At 63.3% G+C, this 26,112-nt stretch carries 25 protein-coding genes and 1 pseudogene; 16 read left to right on the top strand and 10 right to left on the bottom strand.

Annotated features, from left to right (window positions below; translation table 11 throughout):
- Position 1 precedes the first annotated feature (1 nt).
- The gene (locus ACIU1A_RS14840; RefSeq protein WP_404927605.1) at positions 2 to 2,428 is read left to right on the top strand and encodes an FAD-dependent oxidoreductase; all 2,427 of its coding nucleotides are present in this window, start codon (positions 2 to 4) and stop codon (positions 2,426 to 2,428) included.
- A gap of 21 nt (positions 2,429 to 2,449) precedes the next feature.
- Here the strand turns inward: ACIU1A_RS14840 and ACIU1A_RS14835 are convergent, their stop codons facing one another.
- Positions 2,450 to 2,842 carry a DoxX family protein gene (locus tag ACIU1A_RS14835; protein ID WP_140516674.1) on the bottom strand — a complete coding sequence of 131 codons (393 nt, stop codon included), beginning with the start codon at positions 2,840 to 2,842 and terminating at the stop codon, positions 2,450 to 2,452.
- A 199-nt stretch (positions 2,843 to 3,041) separates the two neighbouring features.
- Here ACIU1A_RS14835 and ACIU1A_RS14830 point away from each other — a divergent pair, with 199 nt between their 5' ends.
- Positions 3,042 to 3,530 (top strand): hypothetical protein, encoded by a 489-nt coding sequence (locus tag ACIU1A_RS14830; protein ID WP_140516672.1) that lies wholly within the window; start codon positions 3,042 to 3,044, stop codon positions 3,528 to 3,530.
- A gap of 73 nt (positions 3,531 to 3,603) precedes the next feature.
- On the opposite strand, the gene ACIU1A_RS14825 is transcribed toward ACIU1A_RS14830, so the two are convergent.
- Positions 3,604 to 4,380, bottom strand: a complete 777-nt coding sequence (locus tag ACIU1A_RS14825) for a VOC family protein (protein WP_140567426.1) — start codon at positions 4,378 to 4,380, stop codon at positions 3,604 to 3,606.
- A 300-nt stretch (positions 4,381 to 4,680) separates the two neighbouring features.
- Here ACIU1A_RS14825 and ACIU1A_RS14820 point away from each other — a divergent pair, with 300 nt between their 5' ends.
- The 5 genes from ACIU1A_RS14820 to ACIU1A_RS14800 all read left to right on the top strand — a co-directional run bounded on the left by ACIU1A_RS14820 (position 4,681) and on the right by ACIU1A_RS14800 (position 8,906).
- Positions 4,681 to 6,045: an NAD(P)-dependent oxidoreductase gene (locus ACIU1A_RS14820; protein ID WP_140495107.1), complete on the top strand. Its 1,365-nt coding sequence runs from the start codon at positions 4,681 to 4,683 to the stop codon at positions 6,043 to 6,045.
- 2 nt (positions 6,046 to 6,047) lie between these two features.
- Positions 6,048 to 7,361: an NAD-dependent dihydropyrimidine dehydrogenase subunit PreA gene (gene preA / locus ACIU1A_RS14815; RefSeq protein WP_404927604.1), complete on the top strand. Its 1,314-nt coding sequence runs from the start codon at positions 6,048 to 6,050 to the stop codon at positions 7,359 to 7,361.
- A 109-nt stretch (positions 7,362 to 7,470) separates the two neighbouring features.
- Positions 7,471 to 7,989, top strand: coding sequence for an Rrf2 family transcriptional regulator (locus ACIU1A_RS14810; protein WP_140739553.1), 519 nt, complete (start codon positions 7,471 to 7,473; stop codon positions 7,987 to 7,989).
- 11 nt (positions 7,990 to 8,000) lie between these two features.
- Positions 8,001 to 8,459: a carboxymuconolactone decarboxylase family protein gene (locus ACIU1A_RS14805; RefSeq protein ID WP_140495113.1), complete on the top strand. Its 459-nt coding sequence runs from the start codon at positions 8,001 to 8,003 to the stop codon at positions 8,457 to 8,459.
- Between the two features lie 69 nt (positions 8,460 to 8,528).
- Complete coding sequence (locus ACIU1A_RS14800) at positions 8,529 to 8,906, top strand: DoxX family protein (RefSeq protein WP_140516666.1); 378 nt, start codon at positions 8,529 to 8,531, stop codon at positions 8,904 to 8,906.
- Positions 8,907 to 8,915: 9 nt separating this feature from the next.
- Here ACIU1A_RS14800 and ACIU1A_RS14795 read toward each other — a convergent pair whose 3' ends face one another.
- Positions 8,916 to 9,638: an SDR family oxidoreductase gene (locus ACIU1A_RS14795; RefSeq protein ID WP_140761266.1), complete on the bottom strand. Its 723-nt coding sequence runs from the start codon at positions 9,636 to 9,638 to the stop codon at positions 8,916 to 8,918.
- Positions 9,635 to 10,477, bottom strand: a complete 843-nt coding sequence (locus ACIU1A_RS14790) for an SDR family NAD(P)-dependent oxidoreductase (protein ID WP_404927603.1) — start codon at positions 10,475 to 10,477, stop codon at positions 9,635 to 9,637. Before ACIU1A_RS14790 ends, ACIU1A_RS14795 begins: the two co-directional genes overlap by 4 nt.
- Before the next feature lie 101 nt (positions 10,478 to 10,578).
- Here ACIU1A_RS14790 and ACIU1A_RS14785 point away from each other — a divergent pair, with 101 nt between their 5' ends.
- The gene (locus ACIU1A_RS14785) at positions 10,579 to 11,451 is read left to right on the top strand and encodes a helix-turn-helix transcriptional regulator (RefSeq protein WP_404927602.1); all 873 of its coding nucleotides are present in this window, start codon (positions 10,579 to 10,581) and stop codon (positions 11,449 to 11,451) included.
- 15 nt (positions 11,452 to 11,466) lie between these two features.
- Here the strand turns inward: ACIU1A_RS14785 and ACIU1A_RS14780 are convergent, their stop codons facing one another.
- Positions 11,467 to 12,102, bottom strand: a complete 636-nt coding sequence (locus tag ACIU1A_RS14780) for a TetR family transcriptional regulator C-terminal domain-containing protein (RefSeq protein WP_140495120.1) — start codon at positions 12,100 to 12,102, stop codon at positions 11,467 to 11,469.
- A gap of 227 nt (positions 12,103 to 12,329) precedes the next feature.
- Here ACIU1A_RS14780 and ACIU1A_RS14775 point away from each other — a divergent pair, with 227 nt between their 5' ends.
- Both ACIU1A_RS14775 and ACIU1A_RS14770 read left to right on the top strand, forming a co-directional pair.
- A complete protein-coding gene (locus ACIU1A_RS14775; protein ID WP_140521238.1) occupies positions 12,330 to 13,658 on the top strand; it encodes an aspartate aminotransferase family protein in 1,329 nt (442 codons plus the stop codon).
- A 71-nt stretch (positions 13,659 to 13,729) separates the two neighbouring features.
- On the top strand, positions 13,730 to 14,980 hold the full coding sequence (locus tag ACIU1A_RS14770) for a Zn-dependent hydrolase (RefSeq protein ID WP_140495126.1): 1,251 nt from the start codon (positions 13,730 to 13,732) through the stop codon (positions 14,978 to 14,980).
- Here ACIU1A_RS14770 and ACIU1A_RS14765 read toward each other — a convergent pair.
- Positions 14,967 to 15,212, bottom strand: a complete 246-nt coding sequence (locus ACIU1A_RS14765; RefSeq protein WP_404928107.1) for a hypothetical protein — start codon at positions 15,210 to 15,212, stop codon at positions 14,967 to 14,969. The genes ACIU1A_RS14770 and ACIU1A_RS14765 overlap by 14 nt on opposite strands.
- On the opposite strand from ACIU1A_RS14765, the pseudogene hydA reads away from it, so the two are divergent.
- Positions 15,105 to 16,497, top strand: a pseudogene (gene hydA, locus ACIU1A_RS14760) (dihydropyrimidinase). The gene ACIU1A_RS14765 and the pseudogene hydA sit on opposite strands and share 108 nt — an antisense overlap.
- 328 nt (positions 16,498 to 16,825) lie before the next feature.
- On the opposite strand, the gene ACIU1A_RS14755 reads toward hydA, so the two are convergent.
- On the bottom strand, positions 16,826 to 17,230 hold the full coding sequence (locus ACIU1A_RS14755) for a cupin domain-containing protein (RefSeq protein ID WP_140495129.1): 405 nt from the start codon (positions 17,228 to 17,230) through the stop codon (positions 16,826 to 16,828).
- 130 nt (positions 17,231 to 17,360) lie between these two features.
- On the opposite strand from ACIU1A_RS14755, the gene ACIU1A_RS14750 reads away from it, so the two are divergent.
- From ACIU1A_RS14750 to ACIU1A_RS14730, 5 genes are all read left to right on the top strand, one after another.
- A complete protein-coding gene (locus ACIU1A_RS14750) occupies positions 17,361 to 18,152 on the top strand; it encodes an ABC transporter ATP-binding protein (protein WP_404927601.1) in 792 nt (263 codons plus the stop codon).
- 367 nt (positions 18,153 to 18,519) lie between these two features.
- Positions 18,520 to 19,398: an ABC transporter permease gene (locus ACIU1A_RS14745; protein WP_404927600.1), complete on the top strand. Its 879-nt coding sequence runs from the start codon at positions 18,520 to 18,522 to the stop codon at positions 19,396 to 19,398.
- Complete coding sequence (locus ACIU1A_RS14740) at positions 19,395 to 20,549, top strand: ABC transporter permease (protein WP_404927599.1); 1,155 nt, start codon at positions 19,395 to 19,397, stop codon at positions 20,547 to 20,549. Before ACIU1A_RS14745 ends, ACIU1A_RS14740 begins: the two co-directional genes overlap by 4 nt.
- Positions 20,550 to 20,587: 38 nt before the next feature.
- Entirely contained in the window at positions 20,588 to 21,559 is a 972-nt protein-coding gene (locus ACIU1A_RS14735; protein WP_404927598.1) for an ABC transporter substrate-binding protein, read from the top strand.
- Positions 21,560 to 21,743: 184 nt separating this feature from the next.
- Positions 21,744 to 22,193, top strand: coding sequence for a CHRD domain-containing protein (locus ACIU1A_RS14730; protein WP_140557483.1), 450 nt, complete (start codon positions 21,744 to 21,746; stop codon positions 22,191 to 22,193).
- Positions 22,194 to 22,279: 86 nt separating this feature from the next.
- Here the strand turns inward: ACIU1A_RS14730 and ACIU1A_RS14725 are convergent, their stop codons facing one another.
- The 3 genes from ACIU1A_RS14725 to ACIU1A_RS14715 form a co-directional block, all read right to left on the bottom strand.
- A complete protein-coding gene (locus ACIU1A_RS14725; RefSeq protein WP_404927597.1) occupies positions 22,280 to 23,929 on the bottom strand; it encodes a thiamine pyrophosphate-binding protein in 1,650 nt (549 codons plus the stop codon).
- A complete protein-coding gene (locus ACIU1A_RS14720) occupies positions 23,926 to 25,098 on the bottom strand; it encodes a CaiB/BaiF CoA-transferase family protein (protein WP_140664775.1) in 1,173 nt (390 codons plus the stop codon). Before ACIU1A_RS14720 ends, ACIU1A_RS14725 begins: the two co-directional genes overlap by 4 nt.
- Positions 25,099 to 25,178: 80 nt before the next feature.
- Entirely contained in the window at positions 25,179 to 26,111 is a 933-nt protein-coding gene (locus tag ACIU1A_RS14715; RefSeq protein ID WP_140672409.1) for an alpha/beta fold hydrolase, read from the bottom strand.
- Position 26,112 lies beyond the last annotated feature (1 nt).

Genomic DNA, 26,112 nt, shown 5'->3' with positions numbered 1-26,112 from the left:
CATGAAATCGCATGCAAAGGTCGTGGTCATCGGCGGCGGGGTCGTCGGGTGTTCCGTGCTGTTCCATCTCGCCCGCCATGGCTGGACCGACGTCGTGCTTCTGGAGCGCGACGAGCTGACTTCAGGCTCGACGTGGCACGCGGCCGGCGGCATGCACACGATCAATGGCGATCCCAACGTCGCCAAGCTGCAGAAATACACGATCAACCTCTACAAGGAGATCGAGGAGCTTTCCGGCCAGGCGACCGGCGTGCATCTGACCGGCGGCGTGCTGCTGGCGGCGACCGAGGCGCGGCTCGACTGGCTGCGCGGCGTCGTCGCCAAGGGTCGCTACCTCGGCATCGATCTCGAAGAAATCTCGCCGAAAGAAGCGGCCGAACTGATGCCTCTGCTCGACCCCAAGCAGTTCGTCGGCGCTGTCCGCAACAAGGAGGACGGCCATCTCGATCCCTCCGGCGTCACCCATGCCTATGCCAAGGCTGCGCGTAAGCTGGGCGCCGAGGTCGAGCGCTTCACCAAGGTCGAGGACATCGTGCGGCGTCCCGACGGGCTGTGGCGCGTCATCACCAACAAGGGCGAGGTCGTGGCCGAGCATGTCGTCAACGCCGGTGGACTTTGGGCGCGCGAGGTCGGCCGCATGGTCGGGCTCGAACTGCCGGTGCTGGCCATGGAGCATATGTACCTGATCACCGAGGACATGCCGGAGGTCGCCGCCTGGAACGCCAAGACCGGCACCGAGATCATCCACGCCGTCGATTTCGACGGCGAGCTCTATCTGCGCCAGGAGCGCGGCGGCATGCTGATGGGCACCTATGAGAAGGCCAACAAGGCATGGTCCGAGCACCAGACGCCGTGGAATTTCGGCCATGAATTGCTGGAGCCGGACATCGACCGCATCGCGCCGTCGCTGGAAGTCGGCTTCCGGCATTTCCCGGCCTTTCAGAACACCGGCATCAAGCAGATCATCAACGGACCCTTCACCTTCGCGCCTGACGGCAACCCGCTGGTCGGGCCGGTGCGCGGTTTGCCGGGCTTCTGGGTGGCCTGCGGCGTCATGGCCGGTTTCAGCCAGGGCGGCGGCGTTGGGCTCGCGCTGTCCAACTGGATGATCGAGGGCGATCCCGGCGCCGACATCTGGGCCATGGACGTGTCGCGCTATGGCGACTGGGCGACGATGGCCTACACCAACGCTAAGGTGCGCGAGAACTATTCCAGGCGCTTTTCGATACGCTTCCCCAATGAGGAATTGCCCGCCGGACGGCCGCTGAAGACCACGCCGGTCTATGACCTGCTGTCGGCCAAGGGCGCGCAATGGGGCGTGTCCTATGGGCTGGAAGTGCCGCTCTGGTACGCGCCCGAAGGCGTCAAGGACGAGTTCTCGTGGCGTCGCTCGAGCGATTTCGCGCATGTCGGCAGGGAGGTTGCAAACGTTCGCGGGGGCGTCGGCCTCGCCGAGATTTCGAATTTCGCCAAATACGGCGTGACAGGCGAGGGGGCTGCTGCATGGCTCGACCGGCTGCTCGCCTGCAAGCTGCCGAGGCCAGGCCGCATGACGCTGGCGCCTATGCTGAAGGAGGACGGCAAGCTCATCGGCGATTTCACGCTGGCCAATCTCGGCGGCGAGGAGTGGTTCATCGCCGGTTCCGGCATTGCCGAGCAGTACCATATGCGCTGGTTCGAAAAGCATCTGCCCGCGGATGGTTCTGTCCGCATCGAGGCTTCGGGCGCGAAACTCACCGGCCTTGCCGTCGCCGGGCCGAAGGCGCGGGACGTGCTGGCCAAGGTCACGCGGACGGACGTCTCGAACGCCGCCTTTCCCTTCATGGCCATCGGCAAGATGGATATCGGCATGGCGCCGTGCCTGGTAGGCCGCGTCAGCTACACCGGTGATCTCGGCTATGAAATCTGGGTGGCGCCGGAATATCAGCGCGCGGCGTTCCAGGCGCTGATGGCGGCGGGCGAGGAGTTCGGCATTGGCCTGTTCGGCTCCCGTGCGCTGAACGCACTGCGGCTGGAAAAGAACTATGGCTCGTGGGCGCGCGAATACCGGCCGATCTACGGACCGCTGGAGGCAGGGCTCGATCGCTTTGTCGCCTATGGCAAGGAAGCCGATTTCATAGGCAAGACCGCGGCGTTGGCAGAGCGCAAGCAGGGCGGCAGGCTCAGGCTGCGCGCCTTCATCGTCGAGGCTGCCGACGCCGATGTCATCGGCGACGAGCCGATCTGGTTCGGCGGCACGGTGCGTGGCTGGGTGACGTCAGGCGGCTATGCGCATCATTCAAGGAAATCGGTGGCCATGGGCTACGTGCCGAAGGAGATCGCCGAGGAGAGCGAAGGCTTCGAGATCGAAATCCTCGGCAAGCGCCATGCCGCACGCATGCAGCCGGTGCCGCTGTTCGACGCCAATTTGGAGCGGATGCGGGCGTGAACAATCCGCATCCGGCTCGCATCAGGCAGCGCGGCGATTGTCGAGCGCAAAGGCGCCAGGGCCGGCGAAGAACAGATAGAGGAAGATGAAGCAAAACGAGATCGCCAAATCGCCGCCATTGTTGACCGGGAAGAAGCCGCGCGGCATGTGCGCCATGAAATAGGCGATCGCCATCTCGCCGGCCAGAAGGAAGGCGACTGGGCGGGTGAACAGCCCCAGCGCGAGCAGGATGCCGCCGGCGAACTCGAGAATGCCGGCTGTCAAAGTCAACCCGCTGAGGGCGTGGGGTTCGGCGCTTGCCGGGAAATTGAACAGCTTCTGGCTGCCATGCTCGATGAACTGCAGCGCGGTCATGATGCGCAGAACGCCGAGCGCCTGTGGCTGGTATCGGGCCAAGCCTTCAAAAAGCGCCATCTGAAACTCCGTTTTCACCCCCAGGTCCGGCCTAGATTATCGCCCCGAGATGGACCATTCACTTCCCGCTACCGGACATCAACAATCGGCGATGCGAGATGTTCCGCAACGCGTCGATATTTTCTCCCTAAGGTTGCATTATTATCCCTATGGTTGTATCGATCTGTAGATAGTTGAAATCGTTTGGGGGGCTCTCGCCATGAAAAAAGTCGTCATCAGCTTTTTCGCAATCCTTGCAGGTACCAGCTTCGCGATGGCCGGGGATGCCGGCTGCGAGGCTTTCAAATGGCCGGTAACGCGCGAGCAGGCGCTGTTCGCCGCGCCTCCTTCTGCTGCGTCGGGGACGACGCTGGCGGTCGGCGCTGCCGCCGATCTGGTTCTGGTGCCGGCCGAGACAGCGGAATTCGCCCTCCCGCCGGAACGTGCCCCGGCGCCTGGCACGTTCGGCGCTGTCGCCAGCATGGTTGTGCCGCCGGAAGGGGGTATCCAGATAAGCCTGTCGGGCGAAGCCTGGATCGATGTCATTCAAGACGGCCATACCGTGAAATTGGCCGGCTACAGCGGGGTCAAGACCTGTCCGGACATTCGCAAAAGCGTTCGGTTCAAGCTTGCGCCCGGCCCGGCCACCGTCCAGTTCAGCGGTGCAAAAAAGGCAGGCCTGAAAGTCGCGGTGCTAACGCCGGAATAGCTCGGCGCCAGGCTGGGGGACGGCCTTCAATCCCTTGGTCAAAAGGCCGTCCTCCTGTGCGACGTTGAGCCCCTTACCGTCCGGGCGCCATCAAGGCGAAATGGGCGCCTTGCGGGTCCTGGCATTGCACGATCCAGCTGCCGCCGGGGACCTCCATCGGGCCCATCAGGATCTTGCCGCCATTGTCGGTCACCCGTTTTGCCGCCGCGTCGATGGCAGTTACGTTGAAATAAAACTGCCAGACCGGCACCGGGATCTGTTCGGGTTTGTTCATGATGCCGCCACCGGATTCGGGGCCGGCCGCGAAGGTTTGATAGGTTCCCATCGGCCCCATGTCGAAATCGCCGGCATTGGTCCATCCGAACTGGCTGGAATAGAAGTCGAACGCGGCCTTCCAGTCGGTTGTGTAAAGCTCGTGCCAGCCGATATGGCCCGGTGTGCTGGCCGGCACGACCGGCTGGTCGGGCCCGTTCGGCTGCAGGAACATGAAGGTCGCGCCTTGCGGATCGGCGACGACGGCGAAGCGGCCGACGCCCGGAATGTCGTCGGGCTGGCGATGAACGGCGCCGCCGGCTTTCTGCAGCGACGCCGTGGCAGCATCGACATCCCTGGTGTGGATATAGCCAAGCCAGGCGGGAGGCATGCCCATCTTGGCGGCATCCTCAGGCATCGTCATCAGCCCGCCGACGCCACGCTCGCCGACATTCATGACGATGTAGCGCGGCATGCCGGGAGCCTTGTCGAAGGCTTGCGCGGTCCAGCCGACCACCTTGGTATAGAACGCCTCGGCGGCGTCGAGGTCTGATGTCATCAATTCGTACCAGAAGAAGGGCATTGGGGATTTCGGCATCGTCGGTCTCCTCACCTTTTGCGTCGATCGTCCTTCGATCCATCATAGGACGATCTTCGAGACGGAAATCCGACAGCGGAGGAAAAATTGCGGCTCGACAGGCATGCCATGATTGCGGCCTGCCGCTTAGCGGACCGTCCTTCCTCGAAAGTTCGACATTCGCGCATTACGATATTAAACGTGAACCAAATTATCATGTTTTATTCGAGCCTTTTCAGAGGCTTATGTAGAAAATTGACCAATTGATAAAAAAATAAAACGTGCTAGCCTTCCCTAAAACGAAAACAAGGGGAACTGACGATGGCAGAAGGCCAGTTCAGGGAAGGCATTGCAGGCGGCCGGCTGCCTGCCGATCAGTATGCGGACAATTTTTCCGACCTGCATCCGCCGCTCGATCACCACGAGGCGCTGGTCGAAGCGGACCGCTGCTATTTCTGCTACGACGCGCCGTGCATGAACGCATGCCCGACCTCGATCGACATTCCGCTGTTCATCCGCCAGATCTCCACGGGCAATCCGATCGGCTCGGCCAAGACCATTTTCGACCAGAACATTCTGGGCGGCATGTGCGCCCGCGTCTGCCCGACCGAGACGCTGTGCGAGGAGGTCTGCGTGCGCGAAGTGGCGGAAGGCAAGCCGGTGCAGATCGGTCGGCTGCAGCGCTATGCCACCGATATCGCGATGAGCGAGAACAGGCAATTTTATCCACGTGCCGCACCGACAGGCAAGGCGGTCGCCGTGGTGGGCGCCGGGCCGGCCGGCCTTGCCGCCGCCCATCGGCTCGCCCGCCATGGCCACGACGTCACAATCCTGGAAGCGCGCGCGAAGGCGGGCGGGCTCAACGAATACGGCATCGCCGCTTATAAGAGCGTCGACAATTTCGCCCAAGCCGAGGTCGAGTACGTTACCTCGATTGGCGGGATTGATATCCAGAACGGTAAGGCGCTCGGCCGCGACTATCAGCTTTCCGACCTGATCCGCAATTATGACGCGGTGTTTCTGGGCATGGGGCTCGGCGGCGTCAATGCGCTGCGCGCCGATGGCGAGGCCGCCGTGGGCGTCACCAACGCCGTCGAGTTCATCTCCGAGCTGCGCCAAGCCAGCGATCTCTCCGGCCTGCCGGTCGGCCGCCGCGTCGTCGTCATCGGCGGCGGCATGACGGCGATCGATGCCGCGGTGCAGTCGAAGCTGCTTGGCGCCGAGGAGGTGACGATCTGCTACCGGCGCGGCCAGGAACATATGAATGCTTCCGAATTCGAGCAGGACCTGGCGGCCGCCAACGGCGTCGTCATCCGACACTGGCTACAGCCGAAGCGGGTGATTGCCGAAGGCGGCAAGGTCAATGCCATCGAGCTTGAATACACCGCCATGAACGGCGACAGTCTTGCCGGCACCGGCGAGACGCTGACCCTCGTTGCCGACCAGGTGTTCAAGGCGATCGGACAGAGTTTCGTCCCCGCTGCGCTCAACGGCAGCGGTGCTGCGATCGAGCTCGAGGCCGGGCGCATCAAGGTCGATGCGGAAGGGCGCACCTCGCTGGCCAAGGTCTGGGCCGGCGGCGACTGCATATTCGGTGGCGACGACCTGACCGTCTCGGCCGTGGCGCAAGGGCGTGATGCGGCGGAATCCATTCACCGGGCACTGACCTCGAACGGGAGGGCATGAGCATGGCAGATATCAGGAATAATTTCGTCGGCATCAAATCGCCCAATCCGTTCTGGCTGGCCTCGGCGCCGCCGACCGACAAGGCCTACAATGTCGTGCGCGCCTTCAAGGCCGGTTGGGGCGGTGTCGTCTGGAAGACGCTGGGCGAAGAGGGCCCGCCGGTGGTCAACGTCAATGGCCCACGCTACGGCGCGATCTGGGGCGCCGACCGCCGTCTGCTCGGCCTCAACAACATCGAGCTGATCACCGACCGCGACTTGCAGACCAATCTGCGTGAGATGAAGCAGGTCAAGATGGAGTGGCCCGACCGGGCGCTGATCGCCTCGATCATGGTGCCTTGCGTCGAGGAAAGCTGGAAGGCGATCCTGCCGCTTGTCGAGGAGACCGGCGCCGATGGCATCGAGCTCAATTTCGGCTGCCCGCACGGCATGTCGGAGCGCGGCATGGGTGCCGCCGTCGGCCAGGTGCCGGAATATATCGAAATGGTTGTGCGCTGGTGCAAGCAGTACACGCGCATGCCCGTCATCACCAAGCTGACGCCCAACGTCACCGATATCCGCAAGCCGGCGCGAGCAGCACACACCGGCGGCACCGACGCGGTGTCGCTGATCAACACCATCAACTCGATCACCGGCGTCGATCTCGACAGCTTCGCGCCGATGCCGACCATCGACGGCAAGGGCTCGCATGGCGGTTATTGCGGCCCTGCGGTGAAGCCGATCGCCATGAACATGGTGGCCGAGATCGCGCGCGACCCCGAAACGCAGGGGCTGCCGATCTCCGGCATTGGCGGTATCACCACCTGGCGCGACGCTGCCGAGTTCATGGCGCTCGGCGCCGGAAACGTGCAGGTGTGCACGGCCGCGATGACCTACGGTTTCAAGATCGTGCAGGAGATGATCGCCGGTCTCGAAAACTGGATGGACGAGAAGGGCCATCGCTCGCTCGACGACATCATCGGCCGTGCCACGCCCAATGTCACGGACTGGCAGTATCTCAACCTCAACTATGTCGCCAAGGCGCATATCGACCAGGATGCCTGCATCAAATGCGGCCGCTGCCACATCGCCTGCGAGGACACCTCGCATCAGGCGATCACCAGCATGGTCGACGGCGTCAGGCATTTCGAGGTGATCGAGGCCGAGTGCGTCGGCTGCAATCTGTGCGTCAATGTCTGCCCGGTTGACAACTGCATCACCATGGAGCCGCTGGCCGCCGGGGTGATGGACCAGCGCACCGGCATGCCTGTGTCGCCGGTCTACGCCAACTGGACCACGCACCCGAACAACCCGATGGCCAAGGTGGCGGCGGAGTAGGGCGGAACAATCAAGGAAAAAGCGGCGTCCTCGGACGCCGTTTTCATTTTGCTATTGCAGATACAAATTATCCAGGATATAAATTATCCATGTATTGGAGATTGGTATCATGAAACTCGGCGATGGCGTCGAAGCGGCCATCCACTGCGCGGCGACGCTGGCTGGCGTCGATGGCGACAGCACCATGCCAGGTGCGGCCCTGGCGGAGGCGTTTGGCCTGTCGCCGAGCTATCTCCTGAAACATCTGAACATGCTCACCGCTGCGCGCATCCTGGAATCCGTTCCTGGGCCGGCGGGCGGCTACCGGTTGGCGAAACCGGCGGAACGCATCACGCTGCTGGACATCGTGCTGGCGGTCGAAGGACGCGAGCCGGCTTTCCGATGCGGCGAAATCCGCCAGCGCGGCCCCACGAAACTCGATGCATCGGCCTATGTCAGGCCGTGCGGCATCAATGCTGCGATGCTGAAGGCGGAGCGCGCCTATCGCGCGGCGCTGGCCGAGGTCAGGCTGTCCGACATCGTGGCGGACTTCATGAAAGGCGCCGATCCGCGGTCGGTCGCGGCAAGCTGCGCTTTCACCGAGCGCCACCAGCGGCAGCAGAAATCCAGTTCAACCAAGCAAGCATGAAAGGAAAGATGATGAGACAGAGGCTCCAGTTCTTCGCCAAGGCGCCCGAGATCATGAAAGCGGTATCGGCGCTCAACAAGGCGGTCGATGAATGCGGGCTCGAGGAAAGCCTGCTGCACCTGATCAAGCTCAGGGCCTCACAGATCAATGGCTGCTCCTTCTGTGTCGAGATGCACAGCCGCGAGGCGAGGCGCGACGGCGAGACCGAACAGCGGCTTTATCTGGTTTCAGCCTGGAAGGAATCGCCGCTGTTTTCGGAGCGCGAGCGCGCCGCTTTGGCCTGGACCGAGGCCGTGACGCTGATCGCCAACAATGGTGTTTCGGACGAACTCTATGCCCGCACGCTGGAACATTTCTCGGAAGAGGAGTTGGTCAAGCTCTCCGTGGCGCTGGGCATGATCAATACCTGGAACCGGCTTTGCATTCCGTTCCACGCCATTCATCCGATGCCTGCCGCCAAGGCCGCCTGATTGTTCGATCACGATCGGAGCGCCGCCAAGGGAGGCGGCGCTCCCATTATTTCAAAGGGAGAGCGTTTGATGCTTGCCGATTTACCCGCCGCCTTGTTGGTTCTCGGCCGGCTGTTGCTTGGCGGCGGGTTTGTCTTCGCCGGCTTGCGCAACATCCAGAACGCGGGCTTCTTGACGGGGCTGATGGTCGCGCGCGGTGTGCCGCAGGCGCGGCTGGCACTTTGGGCCGGCATCGTGTTGCAGATCGTCGCCGGCGTGCTGGTGGTGACGGGCTTCTGGACCGCCACTGCCTGTGCGGTGCTGGTGTTGTTCCTGATCGTCGCCACGCCGATGTTCCACAATTTCTGGGATCATCAGGGACAGGAGCGTGCGTCGCGTATCAATGGTTTTGTTGGCAATGTCGCGCTGAGCGGCGGTTTCCTGACGCTGATCGCCCAGTCGCTTTGACGGTTGCAGCTAGGCCGCGAACCGCAAACCACCATCGCAGGTTAATACCTGGCCGGTCATGAAGCCGTTGGAGACGAGGAAGGCTATGGCCGAGGCGACGTCCTCGGCGCGGCCGATGCGGCCGACCGGTGTCTTGCCGGCATAGTCGGCAAAGATCGCCTGCCGCTGCTCGTCCGGCAGAAAGTCCCACCAGGGCGTGTCGATGACGCCGGGCGCCACGACGTTGACGCGCAGCGGCTTCAGCTCGACGGCCAGGATCGGTGCCACCGTCAGGAGCATGCCATTGACGGCGCCGATGCCGGCGACGCCCGGCGTGGCGAGCTGGGCGGATACCGCCGAGATGAAGGTGACCGATCCTGATTTGTCCAGCGTTGGCAAGGCCGCCTGCAGGCAGGATAATTGCGGCCGCACCTTTTCGTCGACGCCGCCAGCGATATCGGCAAGGTCGAGTGTTTCGAACGGGCCAAGGCCCTTGCCGCCGCTCGCCGCCAGAACGAGATGGTCGAACGGGCCGATGCGCTCGAAGAATTGGCGCACCTCGTCGGGCTTGGCAGCATCGAACGCCGCCTTGTCGGCGGCGCCACCGAGACTTTTCCATGCGCTGACGAGCTTGTCCTGATTGCGCCCGGTGATGGTCACCTTCATGCCGGGGCCGAGCAGTTTGCGCGCGGTCGCCAGGCCGATCCCGGACGAGCCACCGATGACGACTGTATGTTCGATCTTGCTGGTCATGAACGCTCTTCCTTCTTCACTGTAACCTGCCCGACAAGGTCGAGGCTCAAGTCGCGCAATTGTTGTCTTGCTCTGGCGTCGTAAGCCTGGGCGTCGGCGCGGGATTCGCGCAGGCCGTCGAAATAGAGGCCGCTGCGCGCTTCGAGCGCGGGGGAGGTGGTGAGATTGACAATGGCCTCGGCGCCGGTCTCCACCGAGCTCCATGGCGTGACGCCTGCCTGGCGGACCATCGTGGTGTTCATGTAGCTCGCCGGGTGCAGGGCGTTGACAGTAACCCCGCTGCCCTTGAGCTGCTCGGCGAGATCGATGGTGAACAGGATCTGCGCCAGCTTGCTCTGGCAGTAGGCGCGCACGCCGCTGTAGCCATGGGTAAGCATGACGTCGCTAAAGTCGATGGCCTGCTGGCCCGCCGAGGCGACGTTGACGATACGCGCCGGCGCGCTGGCCTTCAGCAGGGGCAGCAATCCCTCCGTAAGCAGGAAGCCGGCGAGATAGTTGACGGCGAAGCGCAGTTCATAGCCGTCGGCGCTGACCTGCCTTTTGGCGTTTTGGCCAACCGTGCCGACACCGGCATTGTTGATGAGGATGTCGAGCCGAGCGGTTTTTTCACGCACGGCCTCGGCGAGCCGGCGCACCTCGGCCAGCGAGGCGAGGTCGGCTGCGAAGAACTCGGCCTTGCCGCCGGCCGCCTCGATGTCCGCGACCGTGGCCTTGCCGCGCGCCGCGTCGCGTCCGTGCACCAGCACCCGGGCGCCACCTGCGCCCAGCCGTTGCGCGACGACCCGGCCGACACCGTCGGTCGAGCCGGTGATCAGGATTGTCTTGTCTTTCAGGTCCATGTTTGAGCCTCCATTCGTTGCTCTCGACAGAAGATGGGGCAGCGGGTGCGCGCCAAACAGTTCAAACTTTATCCTGGTATCGGTACTGCTATAATAGGGTCATGGATGCTCCTTCTCATTCCGCTGAAGACAGCCGCCGGCGCGAGCTCGGCGCCTTCCTGCGCTCGCGCCGCGAGAGGCTTTCGCCACAGGCCGCCGGCATTGCCTGCGGCGCGCGGCGGCGCACGCCGGGCCTGCGGCGCGAGGAGGTGGCGATGATCGCCGGTGTCGGCACCACCTGGTACACCTGGCTGGAACAAGGCAGGGATGTCAGGCCCTCCGTAGAGGTGCTGGCGGCGCTCTGCGAGGCGCTGCGCCTCGACGCTGTCGAGAAGCGGCATTTGTTCATCCTCGCTGGCCGCCAGCAGCCGGAGCATCGTGGGGCGACGCCCGAAAAGGTCGACGGGCCGTTGCTGCACATGCTGCAAAGTCTTGTGCTGCAACCCGCTTATGTGGTTGGCCGGCGCTGGGACGTGCTCGCCTGGAACCCGGCAGCCGTCGCGGTGTTCGGCGATTATGGCTTGCTGGAAGGCGACGCCCGCAACATCGTCCACATGGTGTTTACAAGCCCGCAGCACCGTCGCCTGCTCGTCGACTGGGAAGAGCTTGCTCGCGTGGTGCTCGCTTCGTTTCGCGCCGAAAGCGCCAAATATGTCGGTGATCCCGATTTCGACCGGCTGATCGCGCTGATGATGCGCTCGAGCCCCGAGTTCCGCGATTGGTGGCCCCGACGTGACGTAGCGCGAAAGCTGACGGGTCTGAAGCACGTCCGCCATCCGACGGCCGGCGCCATGGCCTTCGAGCATATGAGCCTGTCGATCGACGATGGATCCGACATGCGGCTGGTCGTCTACACGCCGCTGGCCGAGCAGAACTCGATCGCCAAGCTGCAGAGCTTGCTTGATGCACTGCCGGCCGAGCGGCGCAGCGCCTGAGCCTTCAGGGCAGGGTCAGGCCTTCGGCTTCAACCCGTCGAGAAATAATTGCTCCAGGAACCTCGCTGCGTCCTCGAAGCGGCCGTCGCCGCCACGGTTCGGGCCGAGCACGGCGCGGACCTGGACGTCGAAATCGGCATAGTGCTGGGTCGTCGCCCAGATCGAGAAGATCAGGTGCCAAGGATCCGTCCTGGCGATCTTGCCGGCGCGCATCCAGCCCTTGATGACGGTTGCCTTCTCGTCGACCAGCGTCTTCAGTTCGCCGGTCAGCAAGGGCATGATGCGTGGTGCGCCCTGCAGAATCTCGTTGGCGAACAGCCGGCTCTCGCGCGGAAAATCGCGCGCCATTTCAAGCTTGCGCCTGATGTAGCTCCTGAGCTCGGTCAGGGGATCGCCGATGTCGTCGAGTTCCCTGAGCGGCGCCAGCCATGTGTCGAGCAGGCGCTGCATCAGCGTCTCGTGAATGTCTTCCTTGCGGCGAAAGTAATAGAGCAGGTTGGGCTTCGACATCCCAGCGGCTTCGGCGATCTGGTCGATGGTCGAGCCGCGGAAGCCATTGGTGGAGAACACCTCGAGCGCGGCTTCGAGAATGAGTTCGCGCTTCTCCTGCTGGATGCGGGTGCGGCGAGGGGCTTCCGTGCTGGTGTTCACCGTTGCGCGCCCTCGTGTTGAAAGCGGTCTGGCCCAATTCTCTGGACCAGTTTTTCCCCGGCCTGTGGAACGCACTTCAGGAGCCGCATTTCCGCTAGTAATCCCTTGACCGCCGACAGGGCGGTGCTAACGTTTGTCCAATCGGTCAAAAATTTGCGTAGCACGAAAGCGCGGCAAAGACCAAGCGTTGGACGTACCGAAACAGGTTACAAGGGGAAGTCTTGGTCATGTCCAACCGGCTGAAAGTCACGCCGAACGATCTCAGTGCATTCTGGATGCCGTTCACGGCAAACCGGCAGTTCAAGCAGGCGCCGCGCATGTTCGTGTCCGCCAAGGACATGCACTACACGACCAGCGACGGCCGCAAGGTGCTGGACGGCACCGCCGGCCTCTGGTGCGTCAATGCCGGCCATTGCCGGCCCAAGATCACCGAGGCGATCCAGCAGCAGGCCGCCGAGCTCGACTACGCTCCGGCCTTCCAGATGGGCCACCCGATCGTGTTCGAACTGGCCAACCGCCTGGTCGACGTCGCGCCGAAGGGCATGGATCACGTGTTCTTCACCAATTCCGGTTCGGAATCGGTCGAGACCGCGTTGAAGATGGCGATCGCCTATCACCGCGTGAAGGGCGAGGGCTCGCGCACCCGCCTGATCGGACGCGAGCGCGGGTATCACGGCGTCAATTTCGGCGGCATTTCGGTCGGCGGCATCGTCACCAACCGCAAGATGTTCGGCACGCTGCTCGGCGGCGTCGACCATATGCCGCACACGCACCTGCCGGAGAAGAACGCCTTCTCCAAGGGCGTGCCGGAACATGGCGCGGAGCTGGCCAATGAGCTGGAGCGCATCGTGGCGCTGCATGACGCCTCGACCATCGCGGCCGTTATCGTCGAGCCGGTCGCCGGCTCCACCGGCGTCATCCTGCCGCCCAAGGGCTATTTGCAGAAGCTGCGCGAAATCTGCACCAAGCACGGCATCCTGTTGATCTTCGACGAGGTCATCACCGGTTTCGGCCGTCTTGGCGCGCCGTTCGCGGCCGATTATTTCGGCGTCACGCCTGATATCATGACCACCGCCAAGGGCGTCTCCAACGGCGTCATCCCGATGGGCGCGGTGTTCGTGAAGAAGGAAATCCACGACGCCTTCATGACCGGCCCCGAGCACATGATCGAGTTCTTCCACGGCTACACCTATTCCGGCAATCCGATCGCCTGCGCCGCGGCGCTCGGCACGCTCGACACCTACAAGGAAGAGGGCCTGCTCACACGCGGCGAGGAACTGGCGCCCTATTGGGAAGACGCGCTGCATTCGCTGAAGGGCGAGCCGCATGTCATCGATATCAGGAACATCGGCCTGATCGGTGCGATCGAGCTGGCGCCGATTGCCGGCAGCCCGACCAAGCGGGCCTTCTCGGCCTTCGTCAAGGCGTTCGAGCGCGGCGCGCTGATCCGCACCACCGGCGACATCATCGCGCTGTCGCCGCCGCTGATCATCACCAAGGGCCAGATCAACGAACTGATCGATCACGTGCGTGAGGTACTGAGGTCGATCGACTAGACTTGCTTTTATCTGGGCGGGTGGCGATGGAAACCGCCACCCGCCCAGAGCATGAAATGGAAGGACGTGGAATGGCCGCACCCGGCGAGAATCTGCGGATCAATTCAGACCGTTTGTGGGATTCCATCATGGAGATGGCGAAGATCGGCCCCGGCATTGCCGGCGGCAACAATCGCCAGACCGTGACCGACGAGGACGGCGAGGGCCGGCATCTGTTCAAGCGCTGGTGCGATGCCGCCGGGCTCGAAATGGGCATCGACGAGATGGGCACCATGTTTGCCAGGCGCGAAGGCGCCGACCCCAGCCTGCCGCCGGTCTATGTCGGCAGCCATCTCGACACGCAGCCGACCGGCGGCAAATATGACGGCGTGCTCGGCGTGCTCGGCGGCTTGGAAGTCGTGCGCTCGCTCAATGATCTCGGCATCAAGACCAAACATCCGATCGTGGTCACGAACTGGACCAACGAGGAAGGCTCGCGCTTTGCCCCGGCGATGATGGCGTCCGGCGTATTCGCCGGTGTGCTCGACCAGGCCGACGTCTACGAGCATACGGACAAGAACGGCAAGAAATTCGGCGAGGAACTGGAGCGCATCGGCTGGAAGGGCACGGAGAAGGTCGGCGATCGCAAGATCCACGCCTTTTTCGAACTGCATATCGAGCAAGGGCCTATCCTCGAGGACGAAGGCATCGACATCGGCGTCGTCACCCATGGACAGGGGCTGAAATGGCTGCAGGTGACGCTGACCGGCAAGGAGGCGCATACCGGCTCGACGCCGATGCCCAAGCGCCGCAATGCCGGGCTCGGCATGGCGCGCGTGATCGAACTGGTGCACGAGATTGCCATGGACTACCAGCCGGACGCCGTCGGCGCGGTCGGCCACATGGAAGTCTATCCGAACTCGCGCAACATCATCGCCGGGCGCACGGTCTTCACCATCGACATCCGCTCGCCGGAGAAGGAAGTGCTCGACGCCATGGATGGGCGCATCCGCGAAGGCATCGACACGATATGCGAGGCGCTCGACATCCAGTACAAGATCGAGCAGGTCGGCCATTTCGATCCGGTCACCTTTGACAAGGGCTGCGTCAAGGCGATCCGTGATGCCGCCGACCGGCTCGGCTACACGCACCGCAACATCGTCTCGGGCGCGGGCCACGACGCCTGCTGGATCAACCGCGTCGCGCCGACCGCCATGGTGATGTGCCCCTGCGTCGACGGTCTCAGCCACAACGAGGCCGAGGAGATCTCCAAGGAATGGGCGGCGGCAGGAGCCGACGTGCTGTTCCATGCCGTGGTGGAGACAGCGGTCATCGTGGAGTAAGCTGGAAAGCTGGATTTCCAAACGCTGCTCGCAAGAAGCGCGAAGGAACAAGGGAACGAGAAAAATGACCAAAGTCATCAGAAACGGCACCATCGTTACCGCCGACCGCACATGGAAGGCCGACGTGCTGATGCAGCACGGCAAGATCGTCGCCATTGGCTCCGACCTGCACGGCGACCATGAGTTCGACGCCACCGGCTGTTATGTCATGCCAGGTGGTATCGATCCGCATACTCATCTCGAAATGCCGTTCATGGGCACCTATTCGGCCGACGATTTCGAGTCCGGCACGCGCGCGGCACTAGCCGGCGGCACGACGATGGTGGTCGATTTCTGCCTGCCGTCGCCGCAGCAGTCGCTGCTCGAGGCCTTGCAGATGTGGGACAACAAGACCTCGAAGGCGTCCTGCGATTATTCCTTCCACATGGCGATCACCTGGTGGGGCAAGCAGGTGTTCGACGAGATGGCCACCGTCGTCGACAAGGGCATCACCTCGTTCAAGCATTTCATGGCCTACAAGGGCGCGCTGATGGTGGACGACGACGAGATGTATGCGTCGTTCCAGCGCTGCGCCGAGCTCGGCGCGCTGCCGCTGGTGCACGCCGAGAATGGCGACGTGGTTGCGGCGCTCTCGCAGAAGCTGCTTGCCGCCGGCAACAATGGCCCGGAGGGGCACGCCTATTCGCGCCCGCCGGAAGTGGAAGGCGAGGCGACCAACCGCGCCATCATGATCGCCGACATGGCCGGCGTGCCGCTCTATGTCGTGCATGTTTCCTGCGAGCAGGCGCACGAGGCCATCCGCCGGGCGCGTCAGAAAGGCATGCGAGTGTTCGGCGAGCCACTGATCCAGCACCTGACGCTGGACGAGAGCGAGTATTTCGACAAGGACTGGGACCATGCGGCGCGCCGCGTGATGAGCCCGCCCTTCCGGAACAAATTACACCAGGATTCTGCTGTGGGCCGGCCTGCAGGCGGGATCGTTGCAGGTGGTGGCGACCGACCACTGCGCCTTCACCACGGACCAGAAGCGCTTCGGCGTCGGCAATTTCACCAAGATCCCGAACGGCACGGGCGGCCTCGAGGATCGCATGCCGGTGCTGTGGACCAGGGGCGTCAACACCGGGCGGCTGACGATGAACGAATTCGTCGCCGTAACCTCGACCAACATAGCCAAGATCCTCAACATGTACCCGAAAAAGGGCGCCATTGTCGAAGGCGCGGATGCCGACATCATCGTGTGGGATCCCAAGCGCAAGAAGATCATTTCTTCGAAGAAGCAGCAGTCGGTCATCGACTACAATGTCTTCGAAGGCGTCGAAGTGACAGGCCTGCCGCGCTATGTCTTCTCGCGTGGCGAATTGTCGATCGAGGAGACCGAGGTGAAGGCCAAGCCTGGCCATGGCCAGTTCGTCGGCCGCGAGCCGAACGCGGCGGTTAACCGGGCACTGTCGACCTGGAAGGAGATCACCGCGCCGCGCAAGGTGGAGCGGACAGGCATTCCGGCGACTGGGGTTTGAGCTTGCGCAGCTCGAAAAGCGCCAAGAAACTGATGATCGCCGACAAGGACGGCACCGTCTGCGGGGAAGTTTCCGGGTGCCGATGATTGCCGAAGTTGGTGCTGCCCCCCATCGCCCTGCCGGCGCCTTCTCCCCGTATAGGGAGGGGGAGAAGGGAACTGAACGCAATCTTGGCGCCCTTTCCGGCAACGCTGGAAATCGGCGAAATCCTTCGCGAAATCGTCCTTCTCCTCGTCCCTATACGGGGAGAAGTGCCCGGCAGGGCGATGAGGGGCAGCGCAAACCTCAAGCAATTGGCCGATGGGCGCTTAGCCCCGCAAGGCCGGCTTCAGGCGACCAATGCATCCAGTTCCGGCAGCAGGACGACGCTTTCCTGCTCTTTGGGATCGGTGCGGGCAATGACGGCCGAAGACGGGGCCCCACTCAGATTGGCGGGCAGATGCGGCACGCCGGCCGGAATGTAGAAGAGGTCGCCGGCTTTGGCGACGATGTGGTTCTCAAGCCGGTCGCCGTACCAGGTATGGACCTCGCCGGAGAGCACGTAGATCGCCGTTTCATGGTTCTCATGCAGATGCGCCTTGGCGCGGGCGCCGGGCGGCATGGTGAGCACATGCATGCAGATTCCAGATGAGCCGACCGACTCGGTGGCGATACCGGCGAAATAGGTCAATCCCTGCTTGCCTTCATAAGAGCTTTCAGGGCGGATAAGATGGCAAGTGGGTTGAGGCGACATCGGGGAAACTCCGGGCGTCGAATGAGTGGAACAAGACCAATGGGACTGGGCGAGTGGAAAACAACATCGCGATAAAAGCAATCGGAATCGGGCCGGCACTAAAGGGGCAGGAACAGGCAGGCCGCGGCCGATGACGGGGATTTCGCCAGCCGTCGTCGCGGCAAGCAAGCTTGGCCTGACCTTCCAGACCAATGACGGGCCGGTACAGGCGCTGTCCAATGTCGACCTGACCATCGGCAAGGGTGAGTTCGTTTCCTTCATCGGGCCGTCGGGCTGCGGCAAGACGACCTTGCTGCGGGTCATCGCCGATCTTGAGAAGCCGACCTCGGGGGCCATTTCGGTCAACGGCATGACAGCAGAACAGGCGCGCGAGAAACGCGCCTACGGCTATGTCTTCCAGGCCGCCGCCCTGTTTCCCTGGCGCACCATCGAGCGCAACGTCGCGCTGCCGCTGGAGATCATGGGTCTGTCCGGAGCGGAGCAGGGAGAGCGGATCAGGCGCACGCTCGATCTCGTCAACCTTTCCGGCTTCGAGAAGAAGTATCCTTGGCAGCTTTCCGGCGGCATGCAGCAGCGCGCCTCGATCGCTCGCGCGCTCGCCTTCGATGCCGACCTTCTGTTGATGGACGAGCCGTTCGGCGCGCTGGACGAGATCGTGCGCGACCATCTCAACGAGCAATTGCTGCAATTGTGGGCGCGCACCAACAAGACCATCTGCTTTGTCACGCACTCCATTCCCGAGGCGGTGTATTTATCGACGCGCATCGTCGTCATGTCGCCGCGTCCGGGCCGCGTCAGCGACGTCATCGAATCGACGCTGCCGAAGGAGCGGCCACTCGACATCCGCGAGACGCCGGAGTTCCTGGCGATCGCCGCACGGGTGCGAGACGGCTTAAGGGCAGGGCACAGCTATGATGATTGAGCGGGGGCAGGATGGACTCGCGGCAGCGCCCCGAAAGGCGCCTCCACCTCACGAAGGAGCGGCCACCTACGCCTTCGTCATTCTAGGGCGGAGTAGCCGCGAAGCGGCATACGTAGACCCTAGGATCCATGCCGTGACGCCTGCCGAAAGGCGCAAACAGTCGAGAATATTCGGCAGGCTAAGCGGCGCGGAGGGAGCCATATTCCGAATGGTCGCGGAGCGGAGAGGTAACGGCATGAATTCTAGGGTCTGCGCCGCGTCGCTTCGCTCCTTGCTTCGCCCTAGGATGACGAAGGCAAGGGCCCCCGACCTCCGCTTCGCTCCGGCCACCCTCTCCCCGGTGGGGAGAGGAGAAGGGCGGCGCTAGATGGACACCTTCCGCTCAAAGGTCATCCCGGTAACCTCCATCCTCGCCGGCGTGGTCGTACTCTGGTACGTCTTCGCCGTCATACTCAACACGCCGTTCCAGCGCGATCTCGACCAACGTGCCAACGAAACGCCCGGCACCGCCGAGTTCATCGGCAAGACGCTCTCGCAGCCGAAGCCGACGCTGCCGGCGCCGCACCAGGTGGCGGTGAACTTTTTCGAGAACACGTTCCTGCGCAACGTCACTTCGAACCGCAGCCTGGTCTACAATGCCTGGGTGACGCTGTCCTCGACGCTGCTGGGCTTTGCCTTCGGCACGGCGCTCGGCATCATCATCGCGGTGGGCATCGTACATGTGGCGACGCTCGACCGCAGCCTGATGCCATGGATCATCGCCTCGCAGACCATCCCGATCCTGGCGGTGGCGCCGATGATCATCGTGGTGCTGGCGGCGATCGGCATCACCGGCCTGATCCCGAAGGCGATGATTTCGACCTATCTGTCGTTCTTCCCGGTGACGGTTGGCATGGTGAAAGGCCTGCGCTCGCCCGAGATCATGCATCTCGACCTGATGCACACCTACAATGCCAGCCGTGCGCAGACCTTCTGGAAGCTGCGCGTGCCGGCCTCGGTGCCGTTCCTGTTCACCTCGATGAAGGTGGCGGTGGCGGCCAGTCTGGTCGGCGCCATTGTCGGCGAACTGCCGACGGGCGCCGTCGCCGGCATCGGCGCCAAGCTGCTCGCTGGCGCCTATTACAGCCAGTCCATCGACATCTGGTCGGCGCTTGTCGCGGGCTCGATCGTGGCCGCGCTGCTGGTCATGGTGGTCGGCATTGCCGGGCGCCTCGTCGACCGCGCCATGGGCGGGAGGCCGGCATGAACCGGCTGAAGCCTTCCTGGCAGGCTGTGCTGGCCATCGTGCTGTGCCTGATGGCGGTCGCACTCGGCGCCATGTCGAAGCCGGAAGCGGCGGCGCTAGCGGACCCGACAACCAGCGCCAACTATCCCTATCTCGGAACGAAGGGCCTGATGTTTGGCCTTGCCATGCTGACGGCCCTGGTCTCGATGATCAGGATTTCGCCCTTTGTGGAAGCGGTCGTACTGTTTGTCGGCGCCCACCTCGTCGCCTGGCTGCTGATCTCAGGTATCGCTGGTTTCGAAGGCACGGCACTGGCGCCGTATTTCGTGCTGCTCACGGCCGCCTGGCTGCTTGGCTGGCGCTGCGTCGCGGTGCTATCGGGACTGCACCCCACCGCAAGCTGGATGCGCACGGCGCTGCGCCTGATCATCCCCGCCATCTTCGGCGCCTGGATCCTGATCATCTGGGAAGCGGTGACGCGTGGCGCCGGCATCCCGTTCATCCTGTTGCCGCCGCCGAGCGCCATCGGCGCGCGCATCGCCAGTTCGCTGCCGATCCTTGGCGCCGATGTCCGGCAGACCATCTTCAAGGCTGTTATCTTCGGCTATATCGTGGGCAGCGGCGCCGGCTTTGTCACGGCCATTCTCGCCGACCGGGTGCCGTTCCTGCGGCGCGGCCTGCTGCCCATCGGCAACATGGTCTCGGCGCTGCCGATCATCGGCGTGGCGCCGATCATGGTGATGTGGTTCGGCTTCGACTGGCAGTCCAAGGCGGCTGTCGTCATCATCATGACCTTCTTCCCGATGCTGGTGAACACCGTCGCCGGTCTGGCCGCGTCCGGCCATATGGAGCGCGACCTGATGCGCACCTATGCGTCGGGCTACTGGCCGACGCTTATCAAGCTCAGGCTGCCGGCCGCCGCTCTCTTCATCTTCAACGCGCTGAAGATCAACTCGACGCTGGCGCTGATCGGCGCCATCGTCGCCGAGTTCTTCGGCACGCCCGTCGTCGGCATGGGCTTCCGCATCTCGACCGAAGTCGGACGGATGAACATCGACATGGTCTGGGCCGAAATCGCAGTTGCAGCCCTTGCGGGTTCGGTCTTTTATGGTGTGGTCGCTCTTGTCGAAAGAGCCGTCACGTTTTGGCATCCCTCTGTCCGTGGTGGATAGGGGCGGTGGGTTTGGGCACTAACTCCAGAGGGAAAAAAATGAAAAGACTGATTGTTCCTGTACTGGCCGGCGCGATGCCGCTGGCCGCGTTCCAGGCAATGGCCGCCGACAAGGTGACGTTGCAGCTGAAATGGGTCACGCAGGCCCAGTTTGCCGGCTATTACGTCGCCAAGGCGAAGGGCTTCTACGAGGCCGAGGGTCTCGACGTCGACATCAAGCCGGGCGGTCCCGACATTGCGCCCGAGCAGGTGATCGCCGGCGGCGGCGCCGATGTTATCGTCGACTGGATGGGCGGGGCGCTGGCAGCCCGCGAAAAGGGCGTGCCGCTGGTCAACATCGCCCAGCCGTTCAAGAAGGCCGGCATGGAACTGGTCTGTCCGAAAGACGGCCCGATCAAGACCGAAGCCGACTTCAAGGGCCACACGCTCGGCGTCTGGTTCTTCGGCAACGAATATCCGTTCTACGCCTGGATGAACAAGCTTGGCCTAAAGACCGATGGCGGCCCGGACGGCGTCACCGTTCTCAAGCAGAGCTTTGACGTGCAGCCGCTGATTCAGAAGCAGGCGGATTGCATCTCGGTCATGACCTACAATGAATTTTGGCAGCTGATCGACGCCGGCTACAAGCCGGAGCAGCTCACCGTGTTCAACTACTCGGCGATGGGCAACGACCTGCTCGAGGACGGGCTTTATGCCTCGGAGGATAAGCTCAAGGATCCGGCCTTCGAGGACAAGATGGTGCGTTTCGTGCGCGCCTCGATGAAGGGTTGGAAATACGCCGTCGACAACAATGACGAAGCGGCCGAGATCGTCATGGATGGTGGCGGCCAGGACGAGAACCACCAGAAGCGTATGATGAGCGAAGTCGCCAAGCTCATCGACAATGCCGACGGCAAGCTCGACCCGGCGACCTATGAGCGTACCGCCAAGGCGTTGCTCGACCAGAAGATCATCACCAAGGAGCCGAAGGGCGCCTATACCACCGCGATCACCGACAAGGCGATCAAGTAGGCCTCAAAGCGGCCTCGTGACGGGGCTTGATGGACGATGTTGGAGGGGCGGGCGACCGCCCCTTTTTCATGCGGCCAAATCACAAAAGCGTGTGTCTGGATACATTGGGGCGGCCGAGCGTTGCGTCGGAGGCATGCGCGTGCGGGGAGCCACGGCGGATGCTACAGCCAATCGGAGGTTCTTCATGCGCACACAGACCGTCTTGCCGACGCTTTCGGCGCTGGCCATTTCGACCGCTTTCCTGTTCGCGTCACCGGCCCTGGCCGACATGATGAAGTTCAAGGCGACGCTCGATGGCAGCCAGCAGAGCCCACCCGTTACCACCAAGGGCAAGGGAACCGCCACATTCACCTTTGACACCGCCAAGAAGAAACTCAGTTGGAACGTCAAATACTCCGGCCTCAGCGGGCCGGCGACGGCCGCACATATTCATGGCCCGGCCGCGAAGGGGGAAAATGCGGACCCCGTAATCCCGTTCAAAAAACTCAAGAGCCCGATCAAGGGGTCGGCGACATTGACCGATACGCAGGTGACCGATCTGGAGGCCGGCAAATATTACGTTAACATACACACCGCGGCCAACAAGGACGGCGAGATCCGCGGTCAGATCGAAAAGGCGGCGGCGTCGATGTAACGCGACGTCGCTCGGGGCGCGCGCCCGTATTTGCTTGCGAAAGCTTTGCGGACAGCGCCGCCCTTTCTCCTGCCGGAAACCGACTTTCAGGCCTTGTCTCTTATTTGCGTCATCGTTCGGGTCGGGGTGATTGCCTCCGGATCGAGCCGGATTTCGACGATTGCCGGCTTGCCGCTGGCGCGAGCACGCTCGAAGGCAGGGGCGAAGTCGGCGGTTTTCTCCACCGTTTCGCCATGGCCACCATAGGCACGCGCCAGGGCGGCGAAGTCCGGATTCTTGAGGTCCGTGGCCACCACCCGCCCGGGGTATTCACGCTCCTGGTGCATGCGGATGGTGCCGTAGATGCCATTGTTGACGACGATGACGATGATCGGCAACCCGTATTGCACGGCGGTGGCGAATTCCTGCCCGTTCATCAGGAAGCAGCCGTCGCCGGCGAAAGCGACTACGGTGCGATCCGGATAAAGCGCCTTAGCCGCTACCGCCGCCGGCGTTCCGTAACCCATCGAGCCTGAGGTCGGCGCGCCCTGTGTGGCAAAGCGGCGGAAGCGATGGAAGCGGTGCACCCACGTGGCGTAGTTGCCGGCGCCGTTCGTCAGGATGGCATCGTCGGGCAGCACCGTTTCGAGATAGGTCATGATCGGCCCCATCTGGACGGCGCCCGGACCGCTTTCCGGCGGCGTCGACCAGTCGAGATAGGCGGCATGCAGCTTTGCCGTCTCCGCCGCCCAGCCCGGCGATGCCGGTCCCTTCCGTTTGGCGAAGGCGCGCACGAAGGCGGCGGGCGAGGCATTTATCGCCAGCGTTGGACGGTAGACGCGGCCTAGTTCGCCGGCATCGGGGTGGACATGGACCAGCGTCTGGTCAGGGTAGGGGCTCTTCAGGAGTGTATAGTCCGAGGACGGCATCTCGCCCATGCGGCCGCCGATCAGCAGCACCAGATCGGCCTGCTTGATTGCTGTCGCCAGCTTCGGGTTGATGCCGATGCCGACATCGCCGGCATAGTTCGGGTGCAGATGATCGAACAGCATCTGGCGGCGGAAGGAGCAGCCGATCGGTAGCGACCACGCCTCGGCGATGCGGGTGATTTCCTGAACAGCCTGGAAATCCCAACGTGTGCCGCCCAGGATCGCGATCGGTCGTTTGGCGGCATTGAGCAGCGCCTCGAGCCGGTCGAGTTCGGCTTCGGCGGGGCTGGTCTCGACCGGGGTGTAGGCGATCGCGGCCGGTGCATCGACGACACTGGTCAGCATGTCTTCCGGCAGCGAGATGACGACGGGACCTGGGCGGCCGGAGGTCGCCACGGCAAAGGCGCGGGTGACGAATTCGGGGATGCGCGACGCATCGTCGATCTCCACCACCCATTTTGCGATGTCGCCAAAGAACCTGACATAGTCCACTTCCTGGAAGGCCTCTCGCTGCTTGGCATGGCTGGCGACCTGGCCGATGAACAGGATCAGGGGAACCGAATCCTGCATGGCGATGTGGATGCCGGCGGACGCGTTGGTGGCGCCCGGGCCGCGGGTGACGAAGCAGATGCCGGGTTTGCCGGTCAGGCGGCCTTGGCAGTCGGCCATCATGGCGGCGCCACCCTCCTGGCGGCAGACGATGGTGCGGATCGCCGAATCGTGCAGCGCGTCGAGCACCGCGAGGTAGGATCTGCCTGGCACGCAGAATATCCGGTCGGTACCGTTGGCCTCGAGCGCGTCGACGATCAATTGTCCGCCGGTTTTCATTTTGCTCTCTCCAGTTCGGCAAGGATTTCGTCAGTATGTTCGCCCAGGCGGGGCGAGGGGCGCTCATAGACGAGCGGTGTTTCGGACATGATCATCGGTGCGCGAACCGACGGCAGAAGATTGCCATGGCCGTCGTCGAGGTCGAGCCGCATGCCGCGCGCGATCGCCTGCGGGTCGGCGAACATCTGTCCGATCGTGTTGATCGGGCTCGCCGGCACGCTGGCCGCTTCCAGCTTGGCCAGCAGCGGGTCGCGATCCTTGGTCTTCAGCGCCTCGACGATCCGCTCGCGTAGCGCCGCCCGGTTGGCGACGCGGGCCGGATTGGTGGCGAAATCGGGATTGCCGGGCAATTCGTCCAGCCCGACCACCGCGCAGAACCTGGCGAACTGGCCGTCATTGCCGACCGCCAGGATGATGTGGCCGTCCCGGACCGGCAGCACCTCGTAGGGCGCGATGTTCATATGCGCGTTGCCCATCTGCACAGGCGACTTGCCGGAGACCAGATAGTTGAGGTTCTGGTTGCCGAGCGCCGAGATCTGGGTGTCGAACAATGCCATGTCGATGTGCTGGCCTTCGCCGGTTTTTTCGGCGTGGCGAAGTGCCGCCTGGATGGCGATGACGGAATAGAGGCCAGTGAAGATGTCCGAGATGGCGACGCCGGCCTTCTGCGGCTCGCGTCCCGCCTCGCCGGTGATCGACATCATGCCGGCCATGCCCTGGATGATGAAGTCGTAGCCGGCGCGCGGCGCGTAGGGACCGTCCTGGCCGAATCCGGTGATCGAGCAATAAACGAGGCGCGGATTGATCTTGCGCAGGCTCTCATGGTCGAGCCCGTATTTCTTCAAGCCGCCAAGCTTGAAGTTTTCGATCAGCACGTCAGACGTTGCCACCAGCCGGCGCACGGTTTCGGCGCCCTCCGGTGTCGAAAAATCGATGGCGATGGAGCGCTTGCCGCGATTGCAGGAATGGTAATAGGCGGCCGACAGGTTCTCGCCATCCTTGCCCATTACGAAGGGCGGGCCCCATTTGCGGGTGTCGTCGCCGCCGTCAGGGCTTTCGACCTTGATGACGTCGGCGCCGAGATCAGCAAGCAACTGCCCGGCCCAAGGCCCGGCAAGGATGCGGGCGAGTTCGACGACGCGGACGCCTTTCAGCGGGGGCTCAGCCATAAATCACCAGAATTGGTCGGAACCGAAGCCTCTATCAACAGAGATTGCCGCTGTCACGGCTCTTGCAATGGGCCAACGCTTCATCGCGTCAGGATCGTCTCGGCCCATGCCGCGAAATCGTCCATGACGATGTCGCGATTCACCTCGTTCAGGCTTTCGTGGCGGGTCTCGCTGTAAACCTTTGAAACGAGATTCGAAAAGCCCATTTTGCGCATGCGTCCGGCAAGCTGGATGATCCCTTTGCCATAATCCGAGGCAGGGTCTTTTTCGCCCCCCACGACGCTGAGGGACAGGTCGCGCCGAACGCCGGCAAAAGCTGCGTCCCTGCCGCCATTGAGCGCCATCTGGACGACATCGCGCCACATCGACACTGAGGCGCCCCAGCCGCATAGCGGGTCGGCGATGTATTTGTCGACCTCGGCCCCGTCGCGTGACAGCCAGTCGAACAAGGTCCGGTGGTTGGGCACCGCCTTGCCCCAGGCCTGGAAGGTGAGTTTCGGCAGCAGGCGCGATGGGACGTCCGAGCCGAGCCGCATCCTTTCCCATGCAAGGATGCCGAGCGCCACCTGCCCGAGCAGGCCAGCTGAAAAATTGCCATTCCAGATGGCGGCGGCGTGAACGCGGTTCGAATGGGCCAGGAGAAAATTCAGCGCCACGGACGCGCCCATCGAATGGCCGAACAGGATGACGGGCAGGCCCGGCTGCTCCCCGGCGATGAGATCATGGATGGCGCCGACATCGGCGATGACCTTGGCGGGGCCGTCCTCATGCGCGAACCTGCCCAGCGGTGCGTCGGGCGCCTTCGTTGCGCCATGGCCGCGATGATCGTGAACATAGACGCTAAAGCCGCGCGCGCCCAGGAAATCGGCAAAACGATCATAGCGCGCCGCATGTTCTGCCAGACCGTGATTGATCTGGATGACGGCGCGCGGATGGCCGTCGGCCTGCCGGACCAGAAGATTGAGGTCGGCGCCGGTCGGCGAACGGACCATGCGCTGCTGGCTGAATGACATT

The sequence above is a fragment of the Mesorhizobium maamorense genome (assembly GCF_044998965.1).
Lineage (GTDB): Bacteria > Pseudomonadota > Alphaproteobacteria > Rhizobiales > Rhizobiaceae > Mesorhizobium.
This window is presented reverse-complemented; position numbering and strand designations above follow the sequence as displayed.

Coding starts and splice junctions, on each gene's coding strand:
- ACIU1A_RS14750 (WP_404927601.1), top strand. CDS start 17,361: ATGACGGGGATTTCGCCAGCCGTCGTCGCGGCAAGCAAGCTTGGCCTG.
- ACIU1A_RS14765 (WP_404928107.1), bottom strand. CDS start 15,212: ATGCGGATCGATACCACCTGGCATGACATAACAGCCGGTGGCGTCGAA.
- ACIU1A_RS14820 (WP_140495107.1), top strand. CDS start 4,681: ATGGCAGAAGGCCAGTTCAGGGAAGGCATTGCAGGCGGCCGGCTGCCT.
- ACIU1A_RS14715 (WP_140672409.1), bottom strand. CDS start 26,111: ATGTCATTCAGCCAGCAGCGCATGGTCCGTTCGCCGACCGGCGCCGAC.
- ACIU1A_RS14790 (WP_404927603.1), bottom strand. CDS start 10,477: ATGGACCTGAAAGACAAGACAATCCTGATCACCGGCTCGACCGACGGT.
- ACIU1A_RS14775 (WP_140521238.1), top strand. CDS start 12,330: ATGTCCAACCGGCTGAAAGTCACGCCGAACGATCTCAGTGCATTCTGG.
- ACIU1A_RS14745 (WP_404927600.1), top strand. CDS start 18,520: ATGGACACCTTCCGCTCAAAGGTCATCCCGGTAACCTCCATCCTCGCC.
- ACIU1A_RS14825 (WP_140567426.1), bottom strand. CDS start 4,380: ATGCCGAAATCCCCAATGCCCTTCTTCTGGTACGAATTGATGACATCA.
- preA (WP_404927604.1), top strand. CDS start 6,048: ATGGCAGATATCAGGAATAATTTCGTCGGCATCAAATCGCCCAATCCG.
- ACIU1A_RS14785 (WP_404927602.1), top strand. CDS start 10,579: ATGGATGCTCCTTCTCATTCCGCTGAAGACAGCCGCCGGCGCGAGCTC.
- ACIU1A_RS14735 (WP_404927598.1), top strand. CDS start 20,588: ATGAAAAGACTGATTGTTCCTGTACTGGCCGGCGCGATGCCGCTGGCC.
- ACIU1A_RS14800 (WP_140516666.1), top strand. CDS start 8,529: ATGCTTGCCGATTTACCCGCCGCCTTGTTGGTTCTCGGCCGGCTGTTG.
- ACIU1A_RS14835 (WP_140516674.1), bottom strand. CDS start 2,842: ATGGCGCTTTTTGAAGGCTTGGCCCGATACCAGCCACAGGCGCTCGGC.
- ACIU1A_RS14730 (WP_140557483.1), top strand. CDS start 21,744: ATGCGCACACAGACCGTCTTGCCGACGCTTTCGGCGCTGGCCATTTCG.
- ACIU1A_RS14810 (WP_140739553.1), top strand. CDS start 7,471: ATGAAACTCGGCGATGGCGTCGAAGCGGCCATCCACTGCGCGGCGACG.
- ACIU1A_RS14720 (WP_140664775.1), bottom strand. CDS start 25,098: ATGGCTGAGCCCCCGCTGAAAGGCGTCCGCGTCGTCGAACTCGCCCGC.
- ACIU1A_RS14740 (WP_404927599.1), top strand. CDS start 19,395: ATGAACCGGCTGAAGCCTTCCTGGCAGGCTGTGCTGGCCATCGTGCTG.
- ACIU1A_RS14830 (WP_140516672.1), top strand. CDS start 3,042: ATGAAAAAAGTCGTCATCAGCTTTTTCGCAATCCTTGCAGGTACCAGC.
- ACIU1A_RS14770 (WP_140495126.1), top strand. CDS start 13,730: ATGGCCGCACCCGGCGAGAATCTGCGGATCAATTCAGACCGTTTGTGG.
- ACIU1A_RS14725 (WP_404927597.1), bottom strand. CDS start 23,929: ATGAAAACCGGCGGACAATTGATCGTCGACGCGCTCGAGGCCAACGGT.
- ACIU1A_RS14795 (WP_140761266.1), bottom strand. CDS start 9,638: ATGACCAGCAAGATCGAACATACAGTCGTCATCGGTGGCTCGTCCGGG.
- ACIU1A_RS14755 (WP_140495129.1), bottom strand. CDS start 17,230: ATGTCGCCTCAACCCACTTGCCATCTTATCCGCCCTGAAAGCTCTTAT.
- ACIU1A_RS14840 (WP_404927605.1), top strand. CDS start 2: ATGAAATCGCATGCAAAGGTCGTGGTCATCGGCGGCGGGGTCGTCGGG.
- ACIU1A_RS14805 (WP_140495113.1), top strand. CDS start 8,001: ATGAGACAGAGGCTCCAGTTCTTCGCCAAGGCGCCCGAGATCATGAAA.